Origin of the sequence: Actinoallomurus soli, from assembly GCF_024055715.1 — a bacterium.
Classification (GTDB): domain Bacteria; phylum Actinomycetota; class Actinomycetes; order Streptosporangiales; family Streptosporangiaceae; genus Actinoallomurus; species Actinoallomurus soli.
In genome coordinates, this window is record NZ_JAMXMV010000012.1 from 221,066 (window position 1) to 246,139 (window position 25,074).

Annotated in this window: 25 protein-coding genes; 12 read left to right on the forward strand and 13 right to left on the reverse strand. The window is 70.9% G+C overall.

Annotation, left to right across the window (positions count from 1 at the left end):
• Positions 1 to 13 precede the first annotated feature (13 nt).
• The 3 genes from NDW01_RS27540 to NDW01_RS27550 form a co-directional block, all read right to left on the reverse strand.
• Positions 14 to 1,654, reverse strand: coding sequence for a S1C family serine protease (locus tag NDW01_RS27540; RefSeq protein WP_252825596.1), 1,641 nt, complete (start codon positions 1,652 to 1,654; stop codon positions 14 to 16).
• A gap of 165 nt (positions 1,655 to 1,819) precedes the next feature.
• Entirely contained in the window at positions 1,820 to 3,295 is a 1,476-nt protein-coding gene (locus NDW01_RS27545; protein ID WP_252825598.1) for a sensor histidine kinase, read from the reverse strand.
• Positions 3,295 to 3,990, reverse strand: a complete 696-nt coding sequence (locus tag NDW01_RS27550) for a response regulator transcription factor (RefSeq protein WP_252777673.1) — start codon at positions 3,988 to 3,990, stop codon at positions 3,295 to 3,297. Before NDW01_RS27550 ends, NDW01_RS27545 begins: the two co-directional genes overlap by 1 nt.
• Positions 3,991 to 4,260: 270 nt before the next feature.
• Here NDW01_RS27550 and NDW01_RS27555 point away from each other — a divergent pair, with 270 nt between their 5' ends.
• A complete protein-coding gene (locus tag NDW01_RS27555; protein ID WP_252825600.1) occupies positions 4,261 to 4,977 on the forward strand; it encodes a phosphatase PAP2 family protein in 717 nt (238 codons plus the stop codon).
• A 120-nt stretch (positions 4,978 to 5,097) separates the two neighbouring features.
• On the opposite strand, the gene NDW01_RS27560 is transcribed toward NDW01_RS27555, so the two are convergent.
• Both NDW01_RS27560 and mca read right to left on the reverse strand, forming a co-directional pair.
• Positions 5,098 to 5,316, reverse strand: coding sequence for a hypothetical protein (locus NDW01_RS27560; protein WP_252777675.1), 219 nt, complete (start codon positions 5,314 to 5,316; stop codon positions 5,098 to 5,100).
• Complete coding sequence (mca, locus tag NDW01_RS27565) at positions 5,313 to 6,170, reverse strand: mycothiol conjugate amidase Mca (protein WP_252825812.1); 858 nt, start codon at positions 6,168 to 6,170, stop codon at positions 5,313 to 5,315. The genes NDW01_RS27560 and mca overlap by 4 nt, the downstream gene beginning before the upstream one ends.
• A 273-nt stretch (positions 6,171 to 6,443) precedes the next feature.
• Here mca and NDW01_RS27570 point away from each other — a divergent pair, with 273 nt between their 5' ends.
• On the forward strand, positions 6,444 to 6,809 hold the full coding sequence (locus NDW01_RS27570) for a DUF4307 domain-containing protein (RefSeq protein WP_252825602.1): 366 nt from the start codon (positions 6,444 to 6,446) through the stop codon (positions 6,807 to 6,809).
• Positions 6,810 to 6,942: 133 nt separating this feature from the next.
• A complete protein-coding gene (greA, locus tag NDW01_RS27575; RefSeq protein ID WP_252777677.1) occupies positions 6,943 to 7,443 on the forward strand; it encodes a transcription elongation factor GreA in 501 nt (166 codons plus the stop codon).
• A 75-nt stretch (positions 7,444 to 7,518) separates the two neighbouring features.
• On the opposite strand, the gene NDW01_RS27580 is transcribed toward greA, so the two are convergent.
• Entirely contained in the window at positions 7,519 to 7,986 is a 468-nt protein-coding gene (locus NDW01_RS27580) for an Lrp/AsnC family transcriptional regulator (protein ID WP_252825604.1), read from the reverse strand.
• 159 nt (positions 7,987 to 8,145) lie between these two features.
• Here NDW01_RS27580 and hppD point away from each other — a divergent pair, with 159 nt between their 5' ends.
• The 3 genes from hppD to NDW01_RS27595 all read left to right on the forward strand — a co-directional run bounded on the left by hppD (position 8,146) and on the right by NDW01_RS27595 (position 12,389).
• Positions 8,146 to 9,291 (forward strand): 4-hydroxyphenylpyruvate dioxygenase, encoded by a 1,146-nt coding sequence (gene hppD / locus NDW01_RS27585; protein ID WP_252825607.1) that lies wholly within the window; start codon positions 8,146 to 8,148, stop codon positions 9,289 to 9,291.
• A gap of 157 nt (positions 9,292 to 9,448) precedes the next feature.
• Positions 9,449 to 10,873: a M1 family metallopeptidase gene (locus NDW01_RS27590; RefSeq protein WP_252825609.1), complete on the forward strand. Its 1,425-nt coding sequence runs from the start codon at positions 9,449 to 9,451 to the stop codon at positions 10,871 to 10,873.
• 97 nt (positions 10,874 to 10,970) lie between these two features.
• Positions 10,971 to 12,389, forward strand: a complete 1,419-nt coding sequence (locus NDW01_RS27595; protein WP_252825611.1) for a M1 family metallopeptidase — start codon at positions 10,971 to 10,973, stop codon at positions 12,387 to 12,389.
• 50 nt (positions 12,390 to 12,439) lie between these two features.
• Here NDW01_RS27595 and NDW01_RS27600 read toward each other — a convergent pair whose 3' ends face one another.
• Genes NDW01_RS27600 through NDW01_RS27610 form a run of 3 tightly spaced genes read right to left on the reverse strand, consistent with a single transcriptional unit; the run spans position 12,440 to position 14,488 of the window.
• Positions 12,440 to 13,615 carry an NADH:flavin oxidoreductase gene (locus NDW01_RS27600; RefSeq protein ID WP_252825613.1) on the reverse strand — a complete coding sequence of 392 codons (1,176 nt, stop codon included), beginning with the start codon at positions 13,613 to 13,615 and terminating at the stop codon, positions 12,440 to 12,442.
• Between the two features lie 13 nt (positions 13,616 to 13,628).
• A complete protein-coding gene (locus NDW01_RS27605) occupies positions 13,629 to 13,721 on the reverse strand; it encodes a DUF397 domain-containing protein (RefSeq protein ID WP_252825615.1) in 93 nt (30 codons plus the stop codon).
• The gene (locus NDW01_RS27610) at positions 13,712 to 14,488 is read right to left on the reverse strand and encodes a helix-turn-helix domain-containing protein (RefSeq protein WP_252825617.1); all 777 of its coding nucleotides are present in this window, start codon (positions 14,486 to 14,488) and stop codon (positions 13,712 to 13,714) included. The genes NDW01_RS27605 and NDW01_RS27610 overlap by 10 nt, the downstream gene beginning before the upstream one ends.
• A 169-nt stretch (positions 14,489 to 14,657) precedes the next feature.
• On the opposite strand from NDW01_RS27610, the gene NDW01_RS27615 reads away from it, so the two are divergent.
• The 3 genes from NDW01_RS27615 to NDW01_RS44455 all read left to right on the forward strand — a co-directional run bounded on the left by NDW01_RS27615 (position 14,658) and on the right by NDW01_RS44455 (position 16,133).
• Complete coding sequence (locus NDW01_RS27615) at positions 14,658 to 15,056, forward strand: ATP-binding protein (protein ID WP_252825619.1); 399 nt, start codon at positions 14,658 to 14,660, stop codon at positions 15,054 to 15,056.
• The gene (locus NDW01_RS27620) at positions 15,053 to 15,256 is read left to right on the forward strand and encodes a hypothetical protein (RefSeq protein ID WP_252825621.1); all 204 of its coding nucleotides are present in this window, start codon (positions 15,053 to 15,055) and stop codon (positions 15,254 to 15,256) included. Before NDW01_RS27615 ends, NDW01_RS27620 begins: the two co-directional genes overlap by 4 nt.
• Before the next feature lie 514 nt (positions 15,257 to 15,770).
• Complete coding sequence (locus NDW01_RS44455) at positions 15,771 to 16,133, forward strand: RICIN domain-containing protein (RefSeq protein ID WP_406567767.1); 363 nt, start codon at positions 15,771 to 15,773, stop codon at positions 16,131 to 16,133.
• On the opposite strand, the gene ilvA is transcribed toward NDW01_RS44455, so the two are convergent.
• The 3 genes from ilvA to NDW01_RS27635 form a co-directional block, all read right to left on the reverse strand.
• On the reverse strand, positions 16,112 to 17,323 hold the full coding sequence (gene ilvA, locus NDW01_RS27625) for a threonine ammonia-lyase (protein WP_252825623.1): 1,212 nt from the start codon (positions 17,321 to 17,323) through the stop codon (positions 16,112 to 16,114). The two genes, NDW01_RS44455 and ilvA, sit on opposite strands and share 22 nt — an antisense overlap.
• Positions 17,324 to 17,407: 84 nt before the next feature.
• On the reverse strand, positions 17,408 to 18,331 hold the full coding sequence (locus tag NDW01_RS27630; protein WP_252825626.1) for an ROK family protein: 924 nt from the start codon (positions 18,329 to 18,331) through the stop codon (positions 17,408 to 17,410).
• Positions 18,328 to 19,521: an FIST signal transduction protein gene (locus NDW01_RS27635; protein WP_252825629.1), complete on the reverse strand. Its 1,194-nt coding sequence runs from the start codon at positions 19,519 to 19,521 to the stop codon at positions 18,328 to 18,330. Before NDW01_RS27635 ends, NDW01_RS27630 begins: the two co-directional genes overlap by 4 nt.
• A gap of 212 nt (positions 19,522 to 19,733) precedes the next feature.
• Between NDW01_RS27635 and NDW01_RS27640 the strand changes: the two genes are divergently transcribed.
• The 3 genes from NDW01_RS27640 to NDW01_RS27650 all read left to right on the forward strand — a co-directional run bounded on the left by NDW01_RS27640 (position 19,734) and on the right by NDW01_RS27650 (position 23,824).
• On the forward strand, positions 19,734 to 21,116 hold the full coding sequence (locus NDW01_RS27640; RefSeq protein WP_252825640.1) for a sigma 54-interacting transcriptional regulator: 1,383 nt from the start codon (positions 19,734 to 19,736) through the stop codon (positions 21,114 to 21,116).
• A gap of 55 nt (positions 21,117 to 21,171) precedes the next feature.
• On the forward strand, positions 21,172 to 23,142 hold the full coding sequence (locus NDW01_RS27645) for a VWA domain-containing protein (protein WP_252825643.1): 1,971 nt from the start codon (positions 21,172 to 21,174) through the stop codon (positions 23,140 to 23,142).
• An 85-nt stretch (positions 23,143 to 23,227) separates the two neighbouring features.
• On the forward strand, positions 23,228 to 23,824 hold the full coding sequence (locus NDW01_RS27650) for a hypothetical protein (RefSeq protein WP_252825655.1): 597 nt from the start codon (positions 23,228 to 23,230) through the stop codon (positions 23,822 to 23,824).
• Here the strand turns inward: NDW01_RS27650 and NDW01_RS27655 are convergent.
• Positions 23,821 to 24,978 (reverse strand): cystathionine gamma-synthase, encoded by a 1,158-nt coding sequence (locus NDW01_RS27655; RefSeq protein WP_252825667.1) that lies wholly within the window; start codon positions 24,976 to 24,978, stop codon positions 23,821 to 23,823. The two genes, NDW01_RS27650 and NDW01_RS27655, sit on opposite strands and share 4 nt — an antisense overlap.
• Positions 24,979 to 25,074: the final 96 nt, after the last annotated feature.

A 25,074-nucleotide genomic window follows, 5' to 3' on the forward strand; every position in this document is an offset into this window, starting at 1 on the left:
TGCGCCGCTCGGGTCAGTTGCCCGCGTTGGCGGTGAGCGTCACGCTCACCGTGTGCTTGCCGCCGCCCCGGACGAAGGTCAGCGAGATCTTGTCACCGGGCTGGTGGCCGCGGATCGCCGCGGACAGGCTCTGGGCGTCCTGGATGGCCTTGCCGTCGACCTGGGTGACGATGTCGCCCTCCTGCAGGCCTGCCGACGCCGCCGGGGTGCCCTTCTGCACGCCCGCGATGAGGGCGCCCTGCTGGTCGCCGGCCACGTCGGACAGCGAGACGCCGAGGTAGGCGTGTGTGGCCTTGCCGGACTTGATGAGCTGGTCGGCGACCTGCTTCGCGGTGTCGATCGGGATCGCGAATCCGACGCCGATGTTGCCGTTGCTGCCGCCGGACGTGGCGATCGCCGTGTTGATGCCGATCACCTGGCCGGAGGAGTTGACCAGCGGACCGCCGGAGTTGCCGGGGTTGATCGCCGCGTCCGTCTGGATCGCGTCACCGATCGTCGCTCCCGAGCTGCCCTGCTGCTGTCCCTGCTGGCCCTGCTGGCCCTGCTGTCCCCAGCCGGGGAAGCCGGGCTGCTGTTGCTGCTGGTCGCCGCCCTCGTTGAGGGTGCGGTGCAGCGCGCTGACGATGCCGGAGGTCACCGATCCCTCCAGGCCGAGCGGGCTGCCGATCGCGACGACGGGGTCGCCGACCTGGAGCTGGTCGCTGTTGCCGAGCGTCGCCGGCTTGAGCCCGGACACGCCGGCCGCCTTGATCACGGCCAGGTCCGTCGCCGGGTCGGTGCCGAGCACGGTGGCCGAGGCCTTCTTGCCGTCGCTGAAGTTGACCGAGATCTGGCTGCCCTGCGAGGCGTCGGCGACGACGTGGTTGTTGGTCAGGATGACGCCGTCGGAGCGCAGGATGATTCCGGAGCCCTCACCCTCTTCGGTCGGGGTGGTCACCGTGATCGACACGACGCTCGGCTGCACCGCCTGGGCGATGGCCGCGATTCCGGTGGCGCTCTTGTTGGACGCCCCGTGCACGGCGGTGGGACTGGCGTACACCGTTCGGCCGTGGTCGACGAGCGCCGCGACCGCGCCTCCGGCGAGTCCTCCGGCGAGGACCAGGGCCAGGGCGATGCCGCTGGCGGCCGCCTTGCGGCGCGCGGTCAGCCGGCCGGCCGGGCTCTGCTGCATCTGCTGGGTGGAGTAGGCGTACGGGTCCGGCTGCGCGCCGTACGGCTGCCCGTACGCGCCGGGGCCCTGGGGCGGCTGCTGGCCGGGCGTGCCCGGGGCCTGGTACGGCGGCCGGCCCGCGGGGCCGTACGCCGCGGCTCCCATGCCGTGCGGCTGCTCGCCGTGTGCCCCGTACGCCGCCGCCTCCGGCCCCGCGCCGTACGGCTGCTCCTGGCCGCCGCCCTGCGTCTGTCCGTCCTGGGGCTGCGGGCCCTGGGGCTGCGGGCCCCGGGCCTGCGGCTCGCTCGGGGTCTCGCCTGCCGCCGGGGCCGCCGGGCCTGCCTGCTCTGCGTCCGGCCGCTGCTCGGACGGCGGCCAGGAGCGGACGTCCTCGGGCTGTGCTTCGGATGTGGACGAGGAACCCGTCCGTGCCTCCACGGATGGTGTCGTCCCGGCCTGCGACTCCTCGGGGCGCTCGTCCGCGGACCGGTCGTGGGTTTCCATTGCTTCGTCCCCCAAAGTCGGTACTTTGTCTGACACTCCGAGGATGTCCACCGTGCCTTGAACGTCGCTGAGGCCAACCTGAAAGTTCGCACAATAAGGCCGGGGTAAAAGCCGAAGACGGACCCGCGGCCCCGTCCCACACGGACGAAGACCGAGGCGCAGGCCCTACGCGGACACGGCCTCGGCGGGGTCCGCGTCGATCGCGTCGGGGTCGAGCGGGAGGGTGATGAGGAAGGTCGCGCCCTTGCCCGGCGCGGTCTCGACCTCCACCGTGCCGCCGTGCGCGTGGACCAGGCCGGCGACGATCGCCAGGCCGAGGCCCGTCCCGCCCCGGCTGCGGGCGGGATCCGCGCGGTAGAACCGCTCGAACACCCGCTCCGCCTGCTCCCGTGGCATGCCCGGTCCCTCGTCGGCGACCTCCAGCACGGCCGCCGGGGAGTCGCCCAGCCGCCCGGAGTGCACCGTCACCTCGACGGGCGTGCCGGGCGGGGTGTGCTGCAGCGCGTTGGTCAGCAGGTTCCGGATGACCTGGCGGAGCCGCAGCTCGTCGCCGGTCACGATGAACGCCGAGCCACTGCGCACGGAGAGCGTGATCTTCCTGTCGGCGTCGAGGACGCGGGCGTCGTGCACGGCCTCGGCGGCCAGGGCGAGGAGGTCGACGGGGCTCATGGCGAGTGGGCGCTGCTGGTCGAGCCGGGCCAGGAGCAGCAGGTCGTCGACGAGCGCGCCCATCCGTACGGCCTCGTCCTCGACCCGGACGATGAGCCGGTCGAGCTCGGCGCGGTCGACGTCGTCGCGCTGCCGGTAGTACTCGGCGAAGCCCCGGATCACGCTCAGCGGCGTGCGCAGCTCGTGGCTGGCGTCGGCGACGAAGCGGCGCATGCGCTCCTCGGACTCGCGGGCGGTCGCCTCCGACCGCGCCTGCGCGTGGAAGGCGGTCTCGATCTGGGCGAGCATGCCGTTGAGGGCGTCGCCGAGGCGGCCGACCTCCGTTCGAGGGTCGGCGTCGGGGACGCGGCGCGACAGGTCGCCGGTCGCGATCGCGGCGGCGGTGTGCTCGATGTCCTCCAGGGACCGGAGGCTGGCGCGCACGATGGCGATGCCGAGCCCGGCGATGAGGACGACGACGACGCTGCCGACGATCAGCTCCACGCCCACGAACCTGCGCACCGTGCGCCCGACCTCGGTCAGGTCGGCGGCCGCGACCACGTAGCCGTTGCCCACCGGCTCGATGTACACCCGCCAGCGAGTGCTCCCCGAGACCGCCCTGAGGGTGATCGGCTTCTGGGCGTGCTCGTCGAGCCAGTCCGGGCTCTCGGGGATGGCAGGATCCGGCTGGACCGTCCCCCAGGGCGACACGGTGGTGTGCGTGACGACCTTGCCGTCGGCGTCGCGGATCTGGACGATGGTGCCGCCGCTCTGCCCGGGCAGGGGCTTGCCCGGCTGGGCGAGGGACCGCTCCGCCCGGTGCAGCAGGTCCTGCAACTGCAGGTCGGTGCGGCCGAGCAGGTAGTCCCGCATCACCGAGACGCTCGCGACGCCGGTCACGACGAGGGCGAGGAGGACGAGCGTGACGACCGCGGCGATGAGCTTGATCCGCAACGGGGTCCGGGCGGACAGGCGCCGCGCCCAGGCGGTCATCAGCGCTCCGGCGGCAGGCGCAGCACGTAACCGACCCCGCGCAGCGTATGGATCAGGCGGGGGCCGAGCTTGTCGAGCTTGCGGCGCAGTACCGAGACGTAGGACTCGACGATGCCGGTGTCGCCGCGGAAGTCGTAATCCCAGACGTGGTCGAGGATCTGCGCCTTGGACAGCACCCGGTTGGCGTTGGTCATGAAGTAGCGCAGCAGCTTGAACTCGGTCGGCGACAGCTGGATCGGCTTGCCGGACCGCCAGACCTCGTGGCTCTCCTCGTCCAGCTCCAGGTCGGCGAAGCCGAGCCGCGGCGGGGGCTCGGCGGGACCGCCCTGGGCCCGGCGCAGCACGGCGCGGATCCGCGCGATGACCTCCTCCAGGCTGAACGGCTTGGTGACGTAGTCGTCGCCGCCGAGCGTCAGCCCGCGGATCTTGTCCTGGGTGGCGTCCCGCGCGGTGAGGAACAGCACGGGGATGTGCGCGCCGCCGCCGCGCAGCCGGCGGATGACGTCGAAGCCGTCCATGTCGGGCAGCATGACGTCCAGCACGATCAGGTCGGGCCGACGCTGCAGGGCGACCTGGACGGCCTCGGTGCCGCCGGTCGCCGTCGCCACCTCGAATCCCGCGTAGCGCAGGCTGCCGGACAGCAGCTCGAGGATGTTGGGCTCGTCTTCGACCACGAGAAGTCGGGCTTCACTCACCCCTCCATAGTGACCTGCGGAGTTGAGTGTTACCTGAACGCGTCCTGAGAGCCTGCTCGGGAGACGCCACGGAGGCCCTGGGCACCGGGAATGAACCAGGTAGATGTACGTTACACATAACACCGGTGCAGGAGGGTACGGACAGACCTCGGACAGAGGCACGACGGCGGAGGGGGTCCCGCGTTGGTGACCAAGGTTCCCAGGGCGTACACGGCGCCGCCCCCGGTTGTTCCCAGCACGTCCGCGGATTCCCGCCGTTGGTGGCCCGAGGTGCTCCTGCTCCTCGTCGTCTACCTGATGTACGACGGCGTGCGGATGCTGGTGGCCGCGGGCCACGGGCAGGCGTTCGCCGACGCGCATCACGTGCTCGGCGTCGAGCGGGCGCTGCACCTCGACCACGAGCGGGGCGTCAACCACGCCGTCTCCGCCGTTCCGGTCCTCGGCGTCATGATGTCGTACGCCTACGCGACGCTGCACTACGTCATCACGCCGGTCGTGCTGGTGTGGCTCTGGAAGAAGCACCCCTGGCAGTACGCGCGGGCCCGTACGACGCTGGTCGCCGCCACCCTGCTCGGGCTGGTGGGCTTCTCGCTGTTCCCCACCGCGCCGCCGCGGATGCTGCCGGGCTTCGTCGACACGCTCGCGAAGTACCACGAGTGGGGCTGGTGGTCCGGCGACGCCAGCGCGCCGAAGGGCCTGGGCGGCCTGACCAACGAGTTCGCCGCGATGCCGTCCCTGCACGTGGGCTGGGCGGCCTGGTGCGGGTGGCAGGTCGCGCGCAACACCACCCGCCGCCTGCTGCGGATCCTCGCCGTCGCCTACCCGGTCTTCATCTTCGCCGTCGTCGTCGGGACGGCGAACCACTACATCGCCGACGCGATCGCCGGACTGGCCGTGATCGTCATCGGGGCCGGGCTGGCCGGCGCGACCGACCGGATCCGGCTCCGGGGCCGGTCCCCGGCCCACCGCGTGCCCGCCTCGGCCTGAGCAGCCTCCTCGGGCCGCCGCGTGCCCGCCTCGGTCTGAGGTGCTTCCTCGGCCCGGGCCGCCGCGGGCCCGCCTGGGCCCGGCGCGCCCGCCCGCCTGGGTCTGATGCGCCGGCGGGCGTCAGGCCTTGCGCTTGTCCGCGTCGGGCCGGGCGCTCGCCTTCTGCCGGCGCTCCCAGTCGGCCTGCCGGAGCTCGTCCTCGCTGGGCGCCTCGATCCTGCGGATGTGCCGGTTCATCGAACGGATCAGGAAGAAGAGCGTCAGGCCCAGCGCGGCGACGATGAAGAAGGCCACCACCCCTGGGGTGACCTGGTCTTCGTTGACCGCGAGATACATCATGACAGGCACACCTTCTCCCGGACGCCGGCGAACAGGTCGTCCTCCGGCAGTTCCGTGTCGACCAGGGAACGAGCCAAATGGTAGTCCTCGGTCGGCCATGCCTTCCGCCGGAGCTCCGTCGGGCAGGCGAAGAACGGGCCGTTCGGGTCGATCTGGGTGGCGTGGGCGAGGAGCGCCTGGTCGCGCACGTCGAAGTGGTCGGCGCACGGCACGCGCGTGGTGATCTCCCACTGGAGCGGGCGGTCCTGCCAGCGCTTGAGCATCTCGGTGTAGGGCGACTCGAGGCCCGCCTCGACCATCGCGGCGTGCTCCGCCTGGAACCGCTCCTGGTGGAAGGTCATGTGGTAGTAGAGCTTGAGCGGCTGCCACGGCTCCCCGGTGCCGGGGTAGCGGTCGGGGTCGCCCGCCGCCTCGAAGGCCTCCACCGAGACCTTGTGGGTCATGATGTGGTCGGGGTGGGGGTAGCCGCCGTTGTCGTCGTAGGTCAGGATCACGTGCGGCCGGAACTCACGGACCGCGCGGACCAGCGGCTCACTCGCCACCTCGATCGGCTGCAGAGCGAAGCAGCCCTCCGGGAGCGGCGGCAGCGGGTCGCCCTCGGGCAGGCCGGAGTCGACGAAGCCCAGCCACTGCTGCTCCACGCCGAGGATCTCCCGGGCCTTGGCCATCTCCTCCATGCGCACCGCCGCGAGATTCGCCTTGATCTCCGGCTTGTCCATCGCGGGGTTGAGGATGTCCCCGCGCTCACCGCCGGTGCAGGTGACGACCAGGACCTCGACGCCCTCGGACGAGTAGCGCGCCATCGTGGCGGCGCCCTTGCTGGACTCGTCGTCCGGATGAGCGTGGACGGCCATCAGGCGCAACGGCTCGGTACCGGTCGATCTCTCGGACAACGTAGGCTCCCCGTCAGCGTAAGGTCATAGTCGTCGCGCGGGGTGGCCCCCGGTGGTGGAAGGCCGCTCCCGACAGGTGGATTCTTCCGGAGAACACCGGCCCCCCGCACGAAGATTCCCGGTGGGGGACACCGTAACGAGCCCCACCGACGAACGAGGGAGGGATGCGGTGTTCGACCTGGGCATGACTCCCGGGGCGGCCACGCCGCGACGCCGATGAGCACGACAGGTACGGTGGCTGCGACGAGCCGCACCCGCAAGGGCAACGTGGTGGCCTACGCGGTCATCGGCGTGCTGGTGGCGGTCTGCGCCATCGGCTGGGCGATCATCGTGGGATTCTCGGAGGGCAGGCCCGGGATCACCCCGGAGGTCATCTCCTTCCAGCTGGCGGATCACTCGGTGCGCGTGCACTACCAGATCAGCAAGCCGAAGGGCGATGACGTGCGCTGTTCTCTCGTGGCGTACGGCACCGATCACTCCGAACTCGGGCGGGCCGATGTGACCGTTCCGCCCGGTACCGGCAGTATTGAGCGGCATCAGGAGTTGCCGACATCATCACGGGCCACGTCCGTGACCGTCAACGACTGCCGCGTAGGTTAAAAAGGCATCCCCACTGGGGAACAAACATGAACGTCATAACGGCATAAAGCTCTCGTCCCTCGGCTACTTCACGTTCAAGTGCCGGTAGCCTAGAGAGTTCAACGGCCGCACTTCATGTGGATGAGGAGTACCCGTGACCGAGACCCGCAATGAGAACGTCACCTGGCTGACCCAGGAGGCGTACGACCGGCTCAAGGCAGAGCTGGACTACCTCACGGGCGAGGGCCGGATCGCGATCGCACAGAAGATCGAGGCCGCTCGTGAGGAAGGGGACCTGCGGGAGAACGGCGGATACCACGCGGCCAAGGAGGAGCAGGGCAAGCAGGAGGGCCGCGTCCTCCAGCTCCAGCAGATCCTGCAGAACGCCCGCGTGGGTGAGGCGCCCCGCACCGAAGGTGTGGTCGGTCCCGGTATGACCGTCACCGTGCAGTTCGTCGGCGACGACGAGGAGGTCACGTTCCTGCTGGCCTCCCGTGAGGAGAGCGGCGCCCCGATCGACGTCTACTCCCCCAAGTCCCCGCTCGGCGCCGCCATCAACGGCAAGAAGGTCGGCGAGAAGGCCAAGTACAACCTGCCGAACGGCCGGAGCATGGAGGTCGAGATCCTCGACGCCACGCCGTACGCCGGCTCCTGAGCCGCCGCACCTTCCGCCCCCGGACATCCACGTCATCGCCCGTACGCCCTCGGCGTACGGGCGATGGCGTGTGTCTCACTGCCGCGCGGCGGCCCGTACGAGCGGCAGCGTCCGCTGCGGCACCGGGGTGGCCAGCGCGATGACGGTCGAGGTCCGCTGAACGCCCTCGACGTCGACGATCAGGTCGATGACGCGCTGTAGGTCCTGGTTGCCCCGCCCGACGATGCGGCAGAGCATGTCGCCGCCGCCGGTGATGGTGTGCGCCTCGATGACCTCGGGAATGGCCGCCAGCCGGGCGGCGACGGGATCGTGCCCGCCCACCTGCCGGATCTCCAGCGTGATGAACGCCGTCACCTGGTAACCGAGCGCGGCCGGGTCCACCTCCGGCCCGAACCCGCGGATGACCCCGCGCTCCTGCAGCCGGTCCAGCCTCGCCTGCACGGTGCCGCGGGCCACCCCCAGCCGGCGTGAGCACTCCAGGACGCCGATGCGCGGCTCGGCGTTCAGCAGCCCGATCAGCCGGGCGTCGAGATCGTCGATCATCTCGCCCTCACTTTTCCCTGGGCAGGGTGTACAGATCTGCCCACCCTCTCCCGCCCGAACTGTACAGACTGCCCAGTGATTTCGGCAGGTCTTGCCCACTCTGTACCCGGCGACCCACATTGAGAGGGAACCTCGCCCACCGCAGTGCAGGGAGTAGTGATGACCGAGACCACCGAGCGGCAGGAACTCGCGCCGAACCCGCGCCGGGACGATCCGTTCCCCGTCAAGGGCATGGACGCCGTCGTCTTCGCCGTGGGCAACGCCCGCCAGGCGGCGCACTACTACTCGACCGCGTTCGGCATGCGCTGCGTCGCGTACAAGGGCCCGGAGACCGGCAGCCGGGACGAGGCCGCGTACGTCCTGGAGTCCGGCGGCGCGCGGTTCGTGCTCAAGGGCGCCGTCCGCGCCGGCACCGACCTCGGCCGCCACGTCGCCGAGCACGGGGACGGCGCGATCGACCTGGCCATCGAGGTGCCGGACGCGGAGGCGGCCTACCGGCACGCGATCGCCCAGGGCGCGCGGAGCGTGGAGGCGCCGCACGTCCTGGAGGACGAGCACGGCAAGGTCGTCGTCGCGGCCATCGCCGCCTACGGCGAGACCCGCCACTCGCTGGTGGAGCGCGTGAACTACTCCGGCCCGTACCTGCCGGGCTATGTCGCCGCCGACCCGATCGTGGCGCCGCCCGCCAAGAGGTTCTTCCAGGCGATCGACCACTGCGTCGGCAACGTCGAACTCGGCAAGATGAACGAGTGGGTGGAGTTCTACCAGCGTGTCATGGGCTTCACGAACATGAAGGAGTTCGTCGGCGACGACATCGCCACCGAGTACTCGGCGCTGATGTCGAAGGTCGTGGCCGACGGCAGCCGAAAGGTGAAGTTCCCGCTCAACGAGCCGGCGATCGCCAAGAAGAAGTCCCAGATCGACGAGTACCTGGAGTTCTACGGCGGCCCGGGCATGCAGCACATCGCGCTGGCCACGGGCGACATCCTCTCCACCGTGGACGCGATGCGCGCGGCGGGCGTGGAGTTCCTGGACACGCCGGACTCCTACTACCAGGACCCTGAGCTGCGCGAACGCATCGGCGACGTCCGGGCGCCGATCGAGGAGCTGCAGAAACGGCGGATCCTGGTCGACCGCGACGAGGACGGCTACCTGCTGCAGATCTTCACCAAGCCGGTGCAGGACCGGCCCACGGTCTTCTTCGAACTGATCGAACGGCACGGCTCGCTCGGCTTCGGCAAGGGCAACTTCAAGGCCCTTTTCGAGGCGATCGAACGCGAGCAGGAACGCCGCGGAAATCTCTAGTCCGCGATCACCGGAACCGCGCGGAGATTCCCCGTAAGGCGAAGGCAAAGGTTTCTTGGGGGAGGATCGCTCACCGGCCCGTTTCCGCCGTTTCGCGGGCGGGATCGAGCAAAACGGCGAGTTCGCTTTATCGGCGTTTTGCGGCGAGGCTGGGGCGGTGAGCCTTCCCTCCTCCCGGATCTCCCTGAGCGCGCTGCTCGTCGCCGCGCTCACCGCCTGCTCGTCCAACGCGGGCTCCGCCCGGCCGACGGCCGTCGCCGCACCGGCCGCGGCGGCGGTCGGCGCCGCGAGCGTCGGAGACCCCTACGTCCCCGGTGACGGCAACGGCGGGTACGACGTACAGCACTACTCCCTGGACCTGCGGATCACGCCCAAGGCGACACCCGAGCTGACCGGCACCGCGACGGTGACCGCGGTCGCGACCGGCCCGCTGGCCCGCTTCGACCTGGACCTCACCGGGCTCACCGTGTCCGAGGTCACGGTCGACGGCCGGACCGCCTCCTACACCCGCAGCGGCAGCGAACTCGCCGTCACCGCGCCCAAGCCGATCGCCCGCGGCGCAAGGTTCGCCGTACGCGTCCGGTACTCCGGGAACCCCCGGCAGATCGACGATCCGGTGCTGGGCCGGTACGGCTGGCTGCCCACCTCGGACGGGGTCTTCACCGGCGACGAGCCGAGCGGGGCGCACACGTGGTTCCCTTCGAACGACCACCCGGAGGACAAGGCGAGCTACGACTTCCAGATCACCGTGCCGCGCGGCCTCACCGCGATCGCCAACGGGATCCAGACCGGAACGACCACCACCGGGAAGTCCACGACGTACCGCTGGCGCGAGGACGCCCCGATGGCGACCTACCTCGCGATGGTGGACGTCGGGCGGTTCAAGGTCCGCACCGGCCGTACGCCCGGCGGTGTCCCGGTGTACGTCGCGGTCGACCCGTCCGTCATGACCACCACGGCGGACAAGCTGTACGACACGACCTCGCGGGTCGTCGACGCGTGGACGAAGCTGTTCGGGCCGTACCCGTTCGCGTCGGCCGGTGGCGTCGTCGACAACCTCCAGGTGGGCTTCGCGCTGGAGACCCAGACCAAGCCGGAGTACGGACCGGCGATGGGCGCCGACCCGACCACGGTCGCGCACGAGCTGTCGCACCAGTGGTTCGGCGACAGCGTCACCGTCACCCGGTGGAGCGACATCTGGCTCAACGAGGGCTTCGCCACGTACGCCGAGTGGCTGTGGGGCGAGCGGACCGGCGGCCCGTCGGTGCAGGCGCAGTTCGACCAGCGGTACCGCCAGACGGGCAGCCCCGACCTGTGGTCGGTTCCCCCGGCCGACCCGGGCCGGGCGCAGCTGTTCGGCCGCTCGGTGTACGAGCGCGGCGGCATGACCCTGCACGCGCTGCGGCAGAAGGTGGGCGACGCGAAGTTCTTCGCGATCCTGCGGGCCTGGACGAGCGAGCACCGCCACGGCAACGCCACGACCCCACAGTTCATCGCGCTCGCCGAACGGGTCTCCGGCAAGGATCTCGGCGGGTTCTTCCAGGCCTGGCTGTACGGAAAGAAGCGCCCGACCTCGTGGTGAACGCCGGTCGTGCCTTGTGATCGGGGATCATGGGGAGGATGCTGTGTCCCGCGTGACGCCTCGGGCGTGGCGCCAGCGAAGACAACTGGAGAGGTGCATGGCAAGGCTTACCCCACGGGCTCTGTCGATCGCCGCCATCGCGGCGGCGGCCGGCCTGCTCACCCCCCTTTCCGCAGCCCAGGCCACGACCGGGTTCACCCCCGGCGCGCCGGGCGCCGGCGACCCGTACTTCCCCGACATGGGCAACGGCGGTTACGACGCTCGGCACTACAGCCTGTCCCTGGCGTACGACGCCGGCACCAAGGCCATCGACGCCGAGGCCAGGATCTCCGCGACCGCGACGCAGAACCTCTCCCGGTTCGACCTGGATTTCCTCGGCCCGCTGAAGGTCGGCAAGGTCAAGGTGGACGGTCGCGCGGCGAAGTACGAGCGCACCGGCGCGCAGGAGCTCATGATCACTCCCCCGCACGGCCTGCGCAAGGGACGGTCGTTCACGGTGGACGTCGCCTACTCCGGCGTCCCGCAGATGATCGACGACAAGGCGCTCGGCATCTCCGGCTGGATCCAGACGCACGACGGCGCGGTCGCGCTCTCCCAGCCGTTCGGCTCGGCGACCTGGTACCCGGTCAACGACAGCACCGACGACAAGGCCACGTACGACTTCACCGTCACGGTGCCGAAGGGCCTGCAGGTGCTGGCCAACGGCGAGCCGGCCGGCACGCACACGCACGGGTCGACCACGACGTTCCGCTGGGTGGACAGGCAGCCGACGGCGAGCGAGCTCGTCATGGTCGCGATCGGCCACTTCGACGTCAAGGACACGCGTACGCCGAGCGGCCTGCGCAACATCACCGCCGTCGACCCGGCCTCGGTGAAGTCCGCGACGGCCTCGGGCGACTTCAACCAGGCGACCGCCGACGTGATCGACTGGGAGCAGAAGCTCTACGGCCGCTACCCGTTCGGCTCGGTCGGCGGGATCAACGTGCTCGCCCCGAACGTCGGCTACTCCCTGGAGACGCAGGGCCGTCCGGTGTACGCGCGGCGGTCGGCGGGCGCGATCCCGAGCGCGGACCTGCTCGCCCACGAGCTGGGACACCAGTGGTTCGGGGACGCCGTGACCCCGCAGCACTGGAAGGACATCTGGCTGAACGAGGGCTTCGCGACCTACTCCGAGTGGCTCTACAGCGAGCAGCACGGCGGTCAGACGGCCCAGCAGTACTTCGACCAGGCGTACAACTCGCCCGACACCGACTGGAGCGGCAAGGTCGCCGACCCGGGCCGTGACCACATCTTCGACGACCTGACCTACACGCGGGCCGCGATGACGATCCACCAGATCCGCAAGGCCGTCGGCGACAAGGTGTTCTTCCAGCTGATCAAGGCCTGGCCGGCGGCGCACCGCTACGGCAACGCCGACACGGCGCAGTTCGTCTCCTTCACCGAGCACTTCACCCACAAGAACCTGGACAAGCTGTTCCAGGCGTGGGTCTACAGCGAGGGCAAGCCCGCTCTGTAGCAAGAAGTCGACGACCCGGTGGCCTCGGCAGGCCACCGGGTCGTTCGCTTTCAGGCGAGGACGCAGTGCGTGCCGCGGAAGATGGTCGGCATGCACTTGTTGCAGTGGATGCACAACGACCGGGTGGCGGGGTCCTTCCGGATGCGGTCGACGAGGTCGGGCTCGCGGAGCAGCGCGCGGGCCATGGCGACGAACTCGAAGCCCTCGGCCATCGCGCGGTCCATCGTCGCGCGTTCGGTGATGCCGCCCAGCAGTACGAGGGGCAGTTTCAGGGCGGCGCGGAACTGACGGGCGCTGTCCAGCAGGAACGCCTCCTGGTAGGGGTAGCTCCGGAGGAAGCGCCCGCCGACCAGCGCGATGCCCAGCCGTTGCGGCTGCGGGAACGCCCCGGCGAACTCTCGGAGCGGCGCGTCACCCCGGAACAGGTACATCGGGTTGAGCAGCGAACTGCCCGCCGTCAGCTCCAGGGCGTCGACCCCGCCGTCCCGCTCCAGCCACCGGGCCACCTGCAGGCTCTCGTCCAGCCAGAACCCACCCGGTACACCGTCGTCCATGTTGAACTTCGCGAGGACGGCGATGCGGTCCCCGACGGCGGCCCGTACGGCGCGTGCGATGCCGAGTGCCACCTTCGCCCGGTTCGCGAGTGATCCGCCGTACGCGTCCCGGCGCCTGTTGAGCCTCGGGCTGAGGAACGAACTGGCGAGGTAGTTGTGCCCCAGGTGGATCTCCACCGCGTCGAACCCGGCCTCGATCGCCAGTAACGCCGCGTCGCCGTGCGCCTTGGTGATCCGCTCGATGTCGTCCCGAGTGGCCCGGCGGTTGAACTGCAGACTCTGTGGATTGAACCCGGCGGACGGAGCAAGCGACGGGACGCCGTTGGACCGGCCGTTCGCCACCGGTCCGGCGTGCCCGAGCTGAGCCGAGATCGCCGCGCCCCCGGCGTGCACCGCGTCGGTCAGCCGCCGCAGACCCGGCAGCGCCTCCGGTCGCATCCAGAGCTGATGACGCTCGGTGCGGCCCTCCGGCGCCACCGCGCAGTACGCCACGGTCGTCATGCCGACCCCGCCCGCCGCATGCCGCCGGTGGAACTCGATGAGCGCGTCGCTGACGAGGGCGCCCTTGGTCATCCCCTCGAACGTCGCCGCCTTGATGACCCGGTTGCGAAGCGTCAACGGCCCGAGCCGCGCCGGCTCGAACACGTCCGGGACGACGGATCCGTGCGCCATACGGGGCGGCCGATCAGTCGCCGTCGAGCACCGTCACCTCGACGCAGTCGCCGCCGTTGTCACTGCTGCGCCTGGACTTCCGCCACTGCGTGTCCGTTACGTCCATCGGTCCTCCGCCGTTCTCCTGATGAAGTCCAATGACTCTCGCTGGGAAAGGGCATGGGTGCGGATCGTCTCCCACACATCCTCTAAGGTGGCGATGTCCTCGTGGTTGCTGGTGACGATCCCGCGTACGGCCGTGTCTATATAACCCACCTCACTACCGTCGATGGTCCCGATTGTAAAGGCCCCCGACAGGCGCGGGCTGGCGTCCGAGGGGACGACCTGCACGGTGACGTGCTCGGATACGCTGTCGACCAGACGCATGAGCTGTTCGTGCATCACCTTCGGGCCGCCCTTGTCGCGATAGAGGACCGCTTCGTCGATGACGAAATGCAGTTTCGGCGGCGGGTCGGCCGAGAGAATCGCCTGCCGCTCCATTCGCCTTTGGACTGCCGCCTCGTTCCCGTTCAGGAGCACCCGTGCATAGTCCTCGGTCTGCAGCAGACCGGGCATGATCACGAGTTGGAAAGAACGGAGCCTGGACGCTCGGCGCTCTTCGATGAGCCAGTCGCGTATCCAGCGGGGCAGGCTCTCCTGGTCGAGGAGGTCGAACAGATCGACCAGTGCGCCGTCCGAGGTCTTGAGCGCGCGTTCTATCGCGGCGACCATCTCTCGCGATGGGCGCTCCCGCCCGGTCTCGATCGCGCTGATCGTCTTGTCCGAGCAGGGGATCTCCTTGGCCAGCTCGACCTGCGTGTATCCGGTCCGTTTCCGGTTCCGGCGGATGGCCGCTGCGAGCTTGATCAGGGCTGGGCTCGGGGGATTGCCCATGTCCGCGCCTTTCTGTCCGACTCTGGAAGACTCTCGTCGGCTCCGGGAGTCGCGACGAAATCTCCACCTGTTGTGACCGTTTGATTTCGGAGCGTAGCGCATATCGGCATCGTGGACAGCGCTTGCAGAAAGGCGAGCCATTCGAGGCGGGAGCCGTCCCATGTGCCAGATGCCCACGGAGCCGGACGACATCCGGACGCTGACGATCACGGGTGAACCCAGAGAGGCCAAACGTGCCCGCGCGTTCGCGCGCGCGTGCCTTGACGAGTTCGGCTGCAGCGCCGGCAGCATCGACGACGGAGAGTTGATCATCTCCGAACTGGCCACGAACGCGATCGCCGCGGCCCCCGGGAAACAGATCGACATATCGATCTTCCCCATCAAGGACCTCGTCGCCATCTACGTCTATGACCCCGCGGACGGCCTGCCCCGGCGGCAGCCCCTGACGCTCGCCAGCGAGAAAGGACGCGGCCTCGCGATCGTCAGGTGCTACTCGCATCGGCACGGGACCTTCCGGAGCGCTTCGGGCGGGAAGGTCGTCTGGGCGATGGTGCGGAGGTTCTCGTGATCGACGAGACTCTCACCATCGAGCACCTCAGAGCGCGGTTCTCCGAATGGATAATCGCCTGCGACCCGTCGATGCGCTGTTACTGGCTCCTCCATTGGCGCTACCTGGAGCTCGGGTGGTGCCGGGTCGAGTCGATGCTCCGCGTCGAGGCCACGATCCTCGATATTCAGCAAAGATACGTCCCGTACATCCGTCCCTGAGAGACGCCCCAGGGCGTTGCACTGGCATCCACTGCGCCTAGAGCGCAGTGATCGCCAGGGCCATGGCCAGGTCGGACTTTCTCTATCGATTCGCCCTTACCGCTGGCACATGGCTCCAATCATGCCAGCGACGAAGCCGTTATAACCAACAGGTTCGAGGGCGGAGACCGCCTCGCCCGGGTCAGCGACTCCTCCATGGGCGGCTTCAGCGATCTTTCCTGGGAACTCTCCCCTCGACATGGCCGCGCAGCCGGCACCCGCCACCATGCCGGCCCTGGTCGCCTACGGAGTCAGTCACCGTTGAATACCAAATATCTGTGCGGTCGAGCCAAAGCAAGATCGATTAGCTCAACGAGTCCTTGTGCCGCCTCAATTTCACCAGGATCACCAGATCGCCGAAAGCTTTCGACTTCTCCACGAAGTCGAGGCAGTTGCGACCTGTTGAAAACAGTATCGTCGTACGGATCGACGTCGGAGAGCATCGGAAGGCCCCGCTCTCGCGCCGACGCGCGGAGTGAATGGAGTTGCGGATGAACAGACCTACCGAGTATCTCACCCGAGTAAGTTCGAACGAAGACACTTAGCGCCACTACACCCCTCTCGCCCCGCCATCAACAACGGCGCCGCCCAGCAGTGGACCATCACTCCCGACAACGCCGACGACCTGAACTACACCATCTCAATCGGAGATCCGGCCAACGGTGGTAAGTGCCTGGCCGTTTCAGGGACCCATACCGCGAACAGCACACCGATCATCCAGGCCAGGTCCCGGCTTCGCGCACTCCAGCGATGGAGACCCGCGGGGCCGGGGCCTCGGCGGTGGGAGGCATCCTCCGCCGTCGAAGACGGCGAGGGTCAGCTGAAGCTCAGGGTGTAGCCCTCGGCGCGGAGGCGGCCGAGGACCTCGTCGCAGTGGTCCGGGCCCCGGGTCTCCAGGTGCAGCGACACTTCGGCCTCGTCCACGTTGAGCCGGGAGGCGGTCCGCTGGTGGACGACGTCCAGGACGTTGACCCCGAGCTCGGCCAGCTCGCCGAGCAGCGTGACGAGCGCGCCGGGCCGGTCCGGGAGCCGTACGCGGAACATCAGGTAGCGGCCGGCCACCGCCAGCCCGTGGCGGAGCACCTTGGACAGCAGCAGCGGGTCGATGTTGCCCCCGGACAGCACCGTCACCACCGGCGGCTCGAACATCTGCGGCCGGTCCAGCAGCGCGGCGACGCCGACCACGCCGGCGGGCTCGACCACCTGCTTGGAGCGTTCTAGGCAGTTGAGCAGGGCCCGGGAGATCATCTCCTCGGAGACGGTGACGACCGAGTCGACGAGCTTGGAGATCAGCTCGAACGTGAGATCGCCCGGCCGGCCCACCGCGATGCCGTCGGCCATCGTGCCGGCCGGCTCCACGGCCACCGGGCGTCCGGCGGCCAGCGACGGCGGGTAGGCCGCCGCGCGCTCCGCCTGGACGCCCACGACCCGTACGTCCGGGCGGAGCTCCTTGACGGCCGCCGCGATCCCCGCGACCAGGCCGCCGCCCCCGACCGGCACCACGATCGTGCGGACCTCCGGGCACTGCTCCAGGATCTCCAGGCCCACCGTGCCCTGCCCCGCCACCACGTCGGGATGGTCGAACGGGTGGATGAAGACCGCGTCGTTCTCCCGCGCGTAGGCCGTGGCGGCCGCCAGGCAGGCGTCCACGCCGGGGCCGCCGAACACGACCTCCGCGCCGTACGCACGGGTCGCGGCGACCTTCGGCAGCGGGGCGCCCTCGGGCATGAAGACGACACTCCTGCAGCCGAGGAGCGTGGCGGCCAGCGCGACGCCCTGCGCGTGGTTTCCGGCGCTGGCCGCGACCACGCCGTGCGCCCGCTCCTCCGCGCTGAGGCGGGCGATGCGGACGTACGCGCCGCGGGCCTTGAACGACCCGGCGCGCTGGAGGTTCTCGGCCTTGAGCAGCACGGGGCCGCCGACCTTCGCCGACAGCGACCGGGACTCCAGGATCGGGGTCGTCACGGTCACATCGCGCAGCACGTCACGAGCCGCGCGGACCTCATCAACGCCGACGGGACCGCTCATGCCAGAAGTGTCCCACGGCAGGCGTCAGTACCAGGGTCCTGGTCGCGGGACCCGCCGAAACCCTCGGCACGAGCGGCCTGACGCCTACTCCTCCGCCGTCCAGTAGCGGTCCTCCGCGAGGACCAACGCCGCGGCGCCGATGAGGCCGGCCATCTGGCCCAGCGCGGCGGGGACGACCCGGACCTGGCGGGCGAAGTCCATCCGGGCGTGCGCCCGCAGCGTGTCCTCCAGCGGCCGGAACAGCAGCGGCCCCGCCTGGGACAGCCCGCCGCCGACCGCCACGACCTCCAGGTCGCAGAGGTGCGTCGCGGAGGCGATCGCCACGCCGAGCGCCCAGCCCGCGCGGTTCATCGCCCGCACGGCGACGGGGTGCCCTCGGGCGGCGTCGTCGGCCAGCTCCTTGGCGGTCTCGCCGAGCCAGCCCTGGTCCCGCGCCCAGGCGGCCAGGGCGGGGCCCCGCGCGATCGCCTCCAGGCAGCCGCGGCCGCCGCACTCGCAGACCGGCCCCTCATGGTCGACGATCACGTGACCGATGTGGCCGGCGTTGCCGCTGACGCCGTCGACGAGGCGGCCGCCGAGGATCAGCCCGCCGCCCACGCCGGTCGAGACGACCATGCCCAGCATGTCGCCGCGCCCGCGGCCCGCGCCGCGCCAGTGCTCCCCGGCCGCGAACGCGATCGCGTCGTTGTGCACCCGGACCGGCAGGTCCGGGTACCGCTCCTGCAGCCGCTCGCGCAGCGGGAAACCCCGCCACGCCGGGATGTTGAGCGGCGAGACCTTCCCGGCGGGCCAGCTCATCGGGCCGCCGCACCCGACCCCGACGCCGGCGAGCCCCGTGGCGGGCAGCCGGTCGATCAGGCTGAGCATCGTCCGCCAGAGGGTCTCGGCGTCGGTCGGCGGCTGCGGCGTCGCGATGCGCTCGTACGCGGCGATCCGCCCGCCCGGCTCGACGAGCGCGGCCGCCAGCTTGGTGCCGCCGATGTCGACCGCGAGGACACAGCCCGTCACGCGGGACCCTCCTTGCCGCCCGGCCCGAAGGCCAGGATCGAAGCGGTGAAACTGTGGACGTGGTTGCGCCCCGCGACCGGCCCGATCTCCCCCGCGGCGAAGAACCCGCCGACGCCGGGGCCGCCGAGCACCTGGCGCAGCGTGCGCACGTCGTGATCGGAGCTGGGGAACATCGCCCGGCCCCGGCCCGTGCACGAGAACAGCAGCGCCCCCTCGATGGGCGCCAGGTCCAGATCGCCCAGGAGGTGGCTGAGGTCCTCGTCCGCCGCGTCGGCGTCGCGCACGTGGAACCGCACCGTCCGGCCGACCTCGATGACCTCCCCGGCCGCCAGCGCCCCCACCTCGGGGTCCGCGCCGATCACACCGCGGACCAGGAAGTCGCCGCGCTCCTGCCGCTCGGCGTACTCGTCCATGGCCACGCCGATCAGCAGGCCCGCCTCGACCAGCCCGCGCTCGTCCTCCGGCAGCCCGGCGACGATCTCCTCCAGCTTGGCCAGCGCGGGCATGCCGGCCAGCTCGTACAGGACGTTGTCCTCGGCCTTGGTGACGACCATCGTCGGGCCGATGGGCCTGGCGCCCTGGCTGACCACGGTCGAGGTCATCACCGACCCGCCGAGGAGCACTCCGACGGCGCCGGAGTCGACGATCTCACCGTCCGCGAAGAGCCGGGTGGTCCCGCGGCCGCCCTGGCCGGTCGCCAGGCCCCCGACGAGCGGGAGGCCGGGCAGCACCTCGCCGGACCGCTCGACGAACGCGTCCACCGGGAAGCTGTACGGGTCGGCCAGCAGCACCGCCACCACGTCATCGTCGCGGGTCTGCGGCATGCCGACGACCGCCAGGCGCGGCATCGCCTCACCCTCCGACGCGGGGAACTTCAGCGTCTCCAGCCGGAACGGCTCGATGCGCGCCTCCGGGAGCCGGGCCGCCCAGGCGCTGACCGCGCTGCCGCCCTCGACTCCGTGGTTGCCGCCGATCACCCCGGACGCGCCGCAGCCGATGACATTGGGTGTGCCCGCGACCTCCATCGCCCGCCGTGCCGCCGGCTCGACGGCCTCCGGGCTCGACGCGGACACGAAGACGAACACCAGATCCGGAGGGCCGTCCAGCGGGGCCACCGCCTGCGCCACCGCGGACTCCGCGGCCGTGACCAGGTCCGGTCCGACCGCCAGCCCGTCGCCGAAGCGTGTCATCGCCCTCCTCCCCTCCACCGTGGGCTCGATGCTTACGGTGTACCACAGCCACCTGATGAAGCCACGAGTCAATGATCGACTTCGTAGCGCGACGCGCGCCCCGGTCGGATGCGGCAGCGGAGTTCCCGGCATAGGGTCGGGAACATTGACGCTGAAGAACGTGCTGCGCCACGACGGACGCCGGCCGTCCGGCGAGTGAGGAGCGGTGCCCAGTGAATACGCGACCGAACACGCTCGGTGAGCTCCGGGCGACCGGCCATGTCCACCGGTCCGTGAAGGCCGAGATCCGGCACAACCTGCTCGCGCGGCTGCGCTCCGGAGAGCCACGGTTCCCGGGCATCGTCGGGTTCGACGACACGGTCCTGCCGCACGTCGAGCGCGCGCTCCTCGCCGGGCACGACCTCGTCCTGCTCGGCGAGCGCGGACAGGGCAAGTCACGGCTGATCCGTACGCTGGGCGGCCTGCTGGACGAGTGGACTCCCATCGTCGAGGGCTGTGAGATCAACGACCACCCGTACGCCCCGGTGTGCGTGCGCTGCCGCCGGCTGCTCGCCGAGAAGGGCGACGACCTGCCGGTCGACTGGAAGCACCGGGACGAGCGGTACGGCGAGAAGCTCGCCACGCCGGACACGAGTGTCGGCGACCTCATCGGCGACATCGACCCGATCAAGGTCGCGGAGGGCCGTACGCTCGGGGACCCGGAGACCGTGCACTACGGCCTCGTCCCGCGGACCAACCGCGGCGTCTTCTGCGTCAACGAGCTGCCCGACCTCGCCGAGCGCATCCAGGTGTCGCTGCTGAACGTCCTGGAGGAGCGGGACGTGCAGATCCGCGGCTACAACCTGCGGCTGCCGCTGGACATCCTGCTGGTGGCCAGCGCCAACCCGGAGGACTACACCAACCGCGGCCGGATCATCACGCCGCTGAAGGACCGCTTCGGCGCGGAGATCCGCACCCACTACCCCCTCGACGTCGACGAGGAGCTCGTGCTCATCGGCCAGGAGGCCGAGGTCGCGGCGGCGGTGCCGATCCACCTGATGGAGGTCGTCGCGCGGTTCACCCGGCTGGTGCGCGAGTCCCCGGCGGTCGACACGCGGTCCGGTGTGTCCGCGCGGTTCGCGATCGCCGCGACCGAGACGGTCGCTGCCTCCGCGCTGCGGCGTGCGGCCCTGACCGGTGAGGAGCAGCCGGTGGCGCGCGTGTGCGACCTGCCGTCGATCGTGCCGACGCTCCTCGGCAAGGTCGAGTTCGAGGTCAGCGAGGAGGGCCGGGAGGAGGAGGTGCTGGCGCACCTGCTGCGCAGGGCGGTCGCGGAGACCTGGCGGCGCACGCTCGGCCCGGTCGACCTCAGCGGCCTGCTCGACCGGTTCGACCGCGGCGCGACCGTCGACTCCGGGGAACTGGTGGCGGCGGCCGACCTCCTGCACCGCATCGGCCCGGTGCCCGGCCTGGCCCGGATCATGAACGGCCTGGGCATGGAGGGCGAGTCGCCGGGACACGCGGCGGCGGCGCTGGAGTTCGCGCTGGAAGGGCTCTACCTGATGCGCCGACTGTCGAAGGACACCGAGGACGGGACCTCGACCTACCGGACGTGACGCGGTCCGAGGTCCATGAGATTCCCTTACCCCCCGAGCGAGGGAGGAGGTCGCCGTGGCCGGATACCGCTACGGTCCGTTCCACGAGGGGCCGGACCCGCTCGCCCCTCCGTACGACGTGCGCGCCGCGCTGGACGCCATGGGCGATTCGATGCTGGAGGGCACGAACCCCGGTGACGCGCTGCGCGACCTGCTGCGCCGCGGCCTGCCCGGCGAGCGGCGGCGGCGCGGGCTGGACGACCTGCTGCGGCAGGTCCGGTCCCGCCGGCAGGAGCTGCGCGGCCGCGGTCGGCTCGACGGCACGCTGGAGGAGGCGCGGTCGCTGCTCGACCGGGCGATCGGCCAGGAGCGGGCGGCGCTGTTCCCCGACCCGAGCGACGACGCGCGGCTGCGGGAGGCCGAGCTGGACACCCTGCCGAACGACACCGCGCAGGCGGTGCGCCGGCTGGCGTCGTACGAGTGGCGGTCGCCGGAGGCGCGGCGGACGTTCGAGGAGCTGAAGGACCTGCTGCGCCGTGACGTGCTGGACGCGCAGTTCCGCGGCATGAAGCAGGCCCTGAGCAATCCGGACCCGGCGGCGATGCAGCGGGTCAAGGACATGATGGCCGCGCTCAACGAGATGCTGGAGAAGGACGCGCGGGGCGAGCACACCCCGGAGGACTTCGACGCGTTCATGCGGGAGTACGGGGAGTTCTTCCCGGAGAACCCGCAGAACCTGGAGGAGCTCGTCGACTCCCTGGCGCGGCGCGCCGCCGCGACCGAGCGGCTGCTGGCCTCGCTCACCCCGGAGCAGCGGGCGGAGCTGGCCGGGCTGATGGCCCAGACGCTGGAGGACGCCGGGCTGGCCATGGAGATGCAGCGGCTGGGGTCCTCGCTGCGGCAGCGCCGGCCCGATCTGGACTGGTCCGGCTCCGAGCGCATGTCGGGTGAGGACCCGATGTCCATGGGCGACGCGACGACCGCGCTGGAGGAGCTCGCGGACCTGGCGGAGCTGGAGGGCGCGCTGCGGCAGGACTACCCCGGCGCGCGGCTGGACGACATCGACGAGGAGGCGGTGCGCCGGGCCCTCGGCCGGCAGGCGGTCGACGACCTGTCCGAGCTGCGCCGCATCGAGGCCGAGCTCGAGCGCCAGGGATACCTCAAGCGCAAGGGCGGGGCGCTGGAGCTGACGCCCAAGGCGGTGCGGCGGCTCGGCGAGACCGCGCTGCGCCGGGTGTTCGCCCAGCTGGACACCGGCCGGCGCGGCGACCACGACCAGTCCGACGCGGGTCAGGCCGGCGAGCTGACGGGCGGTTCCCGCCCCTGGCAGCACGGCGACGAACAGCCGATCGACGTCGTACGGACGGTGTCGAACGCCCTGCGCCGCGGCGCGGCCCGGCCCGGCGAGGCCGGGACCGGCGTGCGCCTGACGGTGGACGACTTCGAGGTGCTCGAGACCGAGCGCCGTACGGCGGCGGCGGTGTGCCTGCTCGTCGACCTGTCGTACTCCATGGCGCTGCGCGGCACCTGGGGCTCGGCCAAGCAGACCGCGCTGGCCCTGCACACGCTGGTGGCGAGCAAGTACCCGCAGGACGCGATCCAGGTGATCGGGTTCTCCAACTACGCGCGGGTGCTGCCGCCCACCGAGCTGGCCGGCCTGGACTGGGACATGGTGCAGGGCACCAACCTGCACCACGCGCTGCTCATCGCCGGGCGGCACCTGGAGAAGCACCCCGAGCACGAGCCGATCGTCCTGATCATCACGGACGGCGAGCCGACCGCGCACCTGCTCCGTGACGGCCGTTCGTCGTTCGACTGGCCGCCGTCGCGCGAGACGCTTGAGCTGACGCTCGCCGAGGTGGACAAGATGACCCGGCGGCGCGCGACGCTGAACATCTTCATGCTCGCCGACGACGAGCGGCTCGTCGGGTTCGTGCAGGAGGTCGCGCGGCGCAACGGCGGGCGGGTGTTCGCGCCCACGCCGGACCGGCTGGGCGAGTACGTCGTACGGGACTATCTGCGGGTCCGCCGCGGCCGGGCCGGGTGAGACGGCGCCGGGTGTGATCCGGCCCCCGCCGCGGCGCGCGTCGTACGGGACGTTTGGACGGGCGGCTCCGGGCTAAGACCAGACCATGTCGAGCGCTGATCGGCTGCTTCTGTTCCTGCATCTCGGTTTCGCGATCTTCGCGCTGGGGCCGCTGACCGCGGCGACCATGGCGACGCCCCGATACATCCGCCGGGGCCGGCCTGGCATCGTGCGCTATCTGAACCGCGCGACCCGGATCTACGGCCTGCTCACCCTGGGCATCTTCCTGTTCGGCGCGCTCCTGGCGCACGGGAGATTCGACCAGATGTGGCTGTCCGCGTCGATGACCCTGTTCATCGTCGCCCTCGTGCTGCTGGTCATCGTCGAGCGCGATCAGCGCAAGGCCGTGCACAAGCTCGAGGTCGCCGAGGCGGAGCGGCGTCCGGCGCCGGCGCGCGCGGCCCCGCCGCCGGTCGCGGAGACCTCCGCGGCCGAGGCGGCGAGCGGCGACTCCGTCGCCGCGCCGGGCGAGACCCCGGCGCCCGGAGCGGCGACGGACGCGGGCACCGCGACGCCGGAACCCGCGTCCCGTGCTCCCCTCGGCGAGCCCGCCAAGGTGGAGACCGGCCGGATCGCCACGATCTCCGGCGTCGTCGCGCTCATCTGGCTCGTGATCCTCGTCCTGATGGTCTGGAACGCCTAGCCCTCCAGTGACTGCTCCAGGTCGGCGAGGAGATCGTCGACGTCCTCGATGCCGACCGAGAGGCGTACGAGGTCGCCCGGCACCTCCAGCGGCGACCCGGCGGCGGAGGCGTGCGTCATGCGCCCGGGGTGCTCGATCAGCGACTCCACACCGCCCAGCGACTCCCCGAGCGTGAAGACCTTGGCCCGCTCGCAGACGCGTACGGCCGCGTCCTCGCCGTCGGCGTGCCGGAAGGACACCATGCCGCCGAACGCCCGCATCTGCTTGGCCGCGACCTCGTGGCCCGGGTCCTGCGGCAGGCCCGGGTAGTGGACGGCGCGGACCCGCGGGTGGCGGCTGAGGAACTCGGCGATCCGCGCGGCGTTGGCGCAGTGCCGGTCCATGCGGACGCCCAGCGTCTTGATGCCGCGCAGGGTGAGCCACGCGTCGAACGGCCCGGCGACGGCCCCCATGGCGTTCTGGTGGAACGCCAGCTCCTGGGCGAGTTCGACGTCGGCCGCGATGAGCGCGCCGCCGACCACGTCGGAGTGCCCGCCGAGGTACTTGGTGGTGGAGTGCACGACGACGTCCGCGCCGAGGGCGAGCGGGCGCTGGAGGTACGGCGAGGCGAACGTGTTGTCCACGACGAGGCGGGCGCCGGCCTCCCGCGCCACGTGCGCCAGCGCGGCGATGTCGGCCACGCCGAGCAGCGGGTTCGTGGGCGTCTCGACCCAGATGGCCGTCGTCTCCGGGCGTACGGCCGCGCGCACGGCCTGGACGTCCGTCAGCGGCACGGGGTCGTACGCCACGCCCCACCGGGCGAGGACCTTGGAGAACAACCGGAACGTGCCGCCGTAGGCGTCGTTCGGGATCAGCACGTGGTCGCCCGGCTTGCAGATCGTGCGCAGCAGGGTGTCCTCGGCGGCCAGACCCGAGGCGAACGCCAGCCCCCGTACGCCGCCCTCCAGGGCGGCGAGGCACTCCTCCAGCGCCGTACGGGTCGGGTTGGCCGACCTGCTGTACTCGTATCCACCGCGCAGACCGCCGACGCCGTCCTGCTTGTACGTGGACACCTGATATATCGGCGGAACGACCGCCCCTGTCGCGGGATCGGCCTCTTGACCTGCGTGGATGGCGAGGGTCTCGAAGCCGGTCTCGTGGTTGAAACCGTCCATGCACGCGAGGTTAGTGCCTCCCGAGGGGCGGCCGGGCGATGCGCCGTCCATACCGGGGGATGATCCGTCTCCACCGTAGGGACTAGGACCGAAATC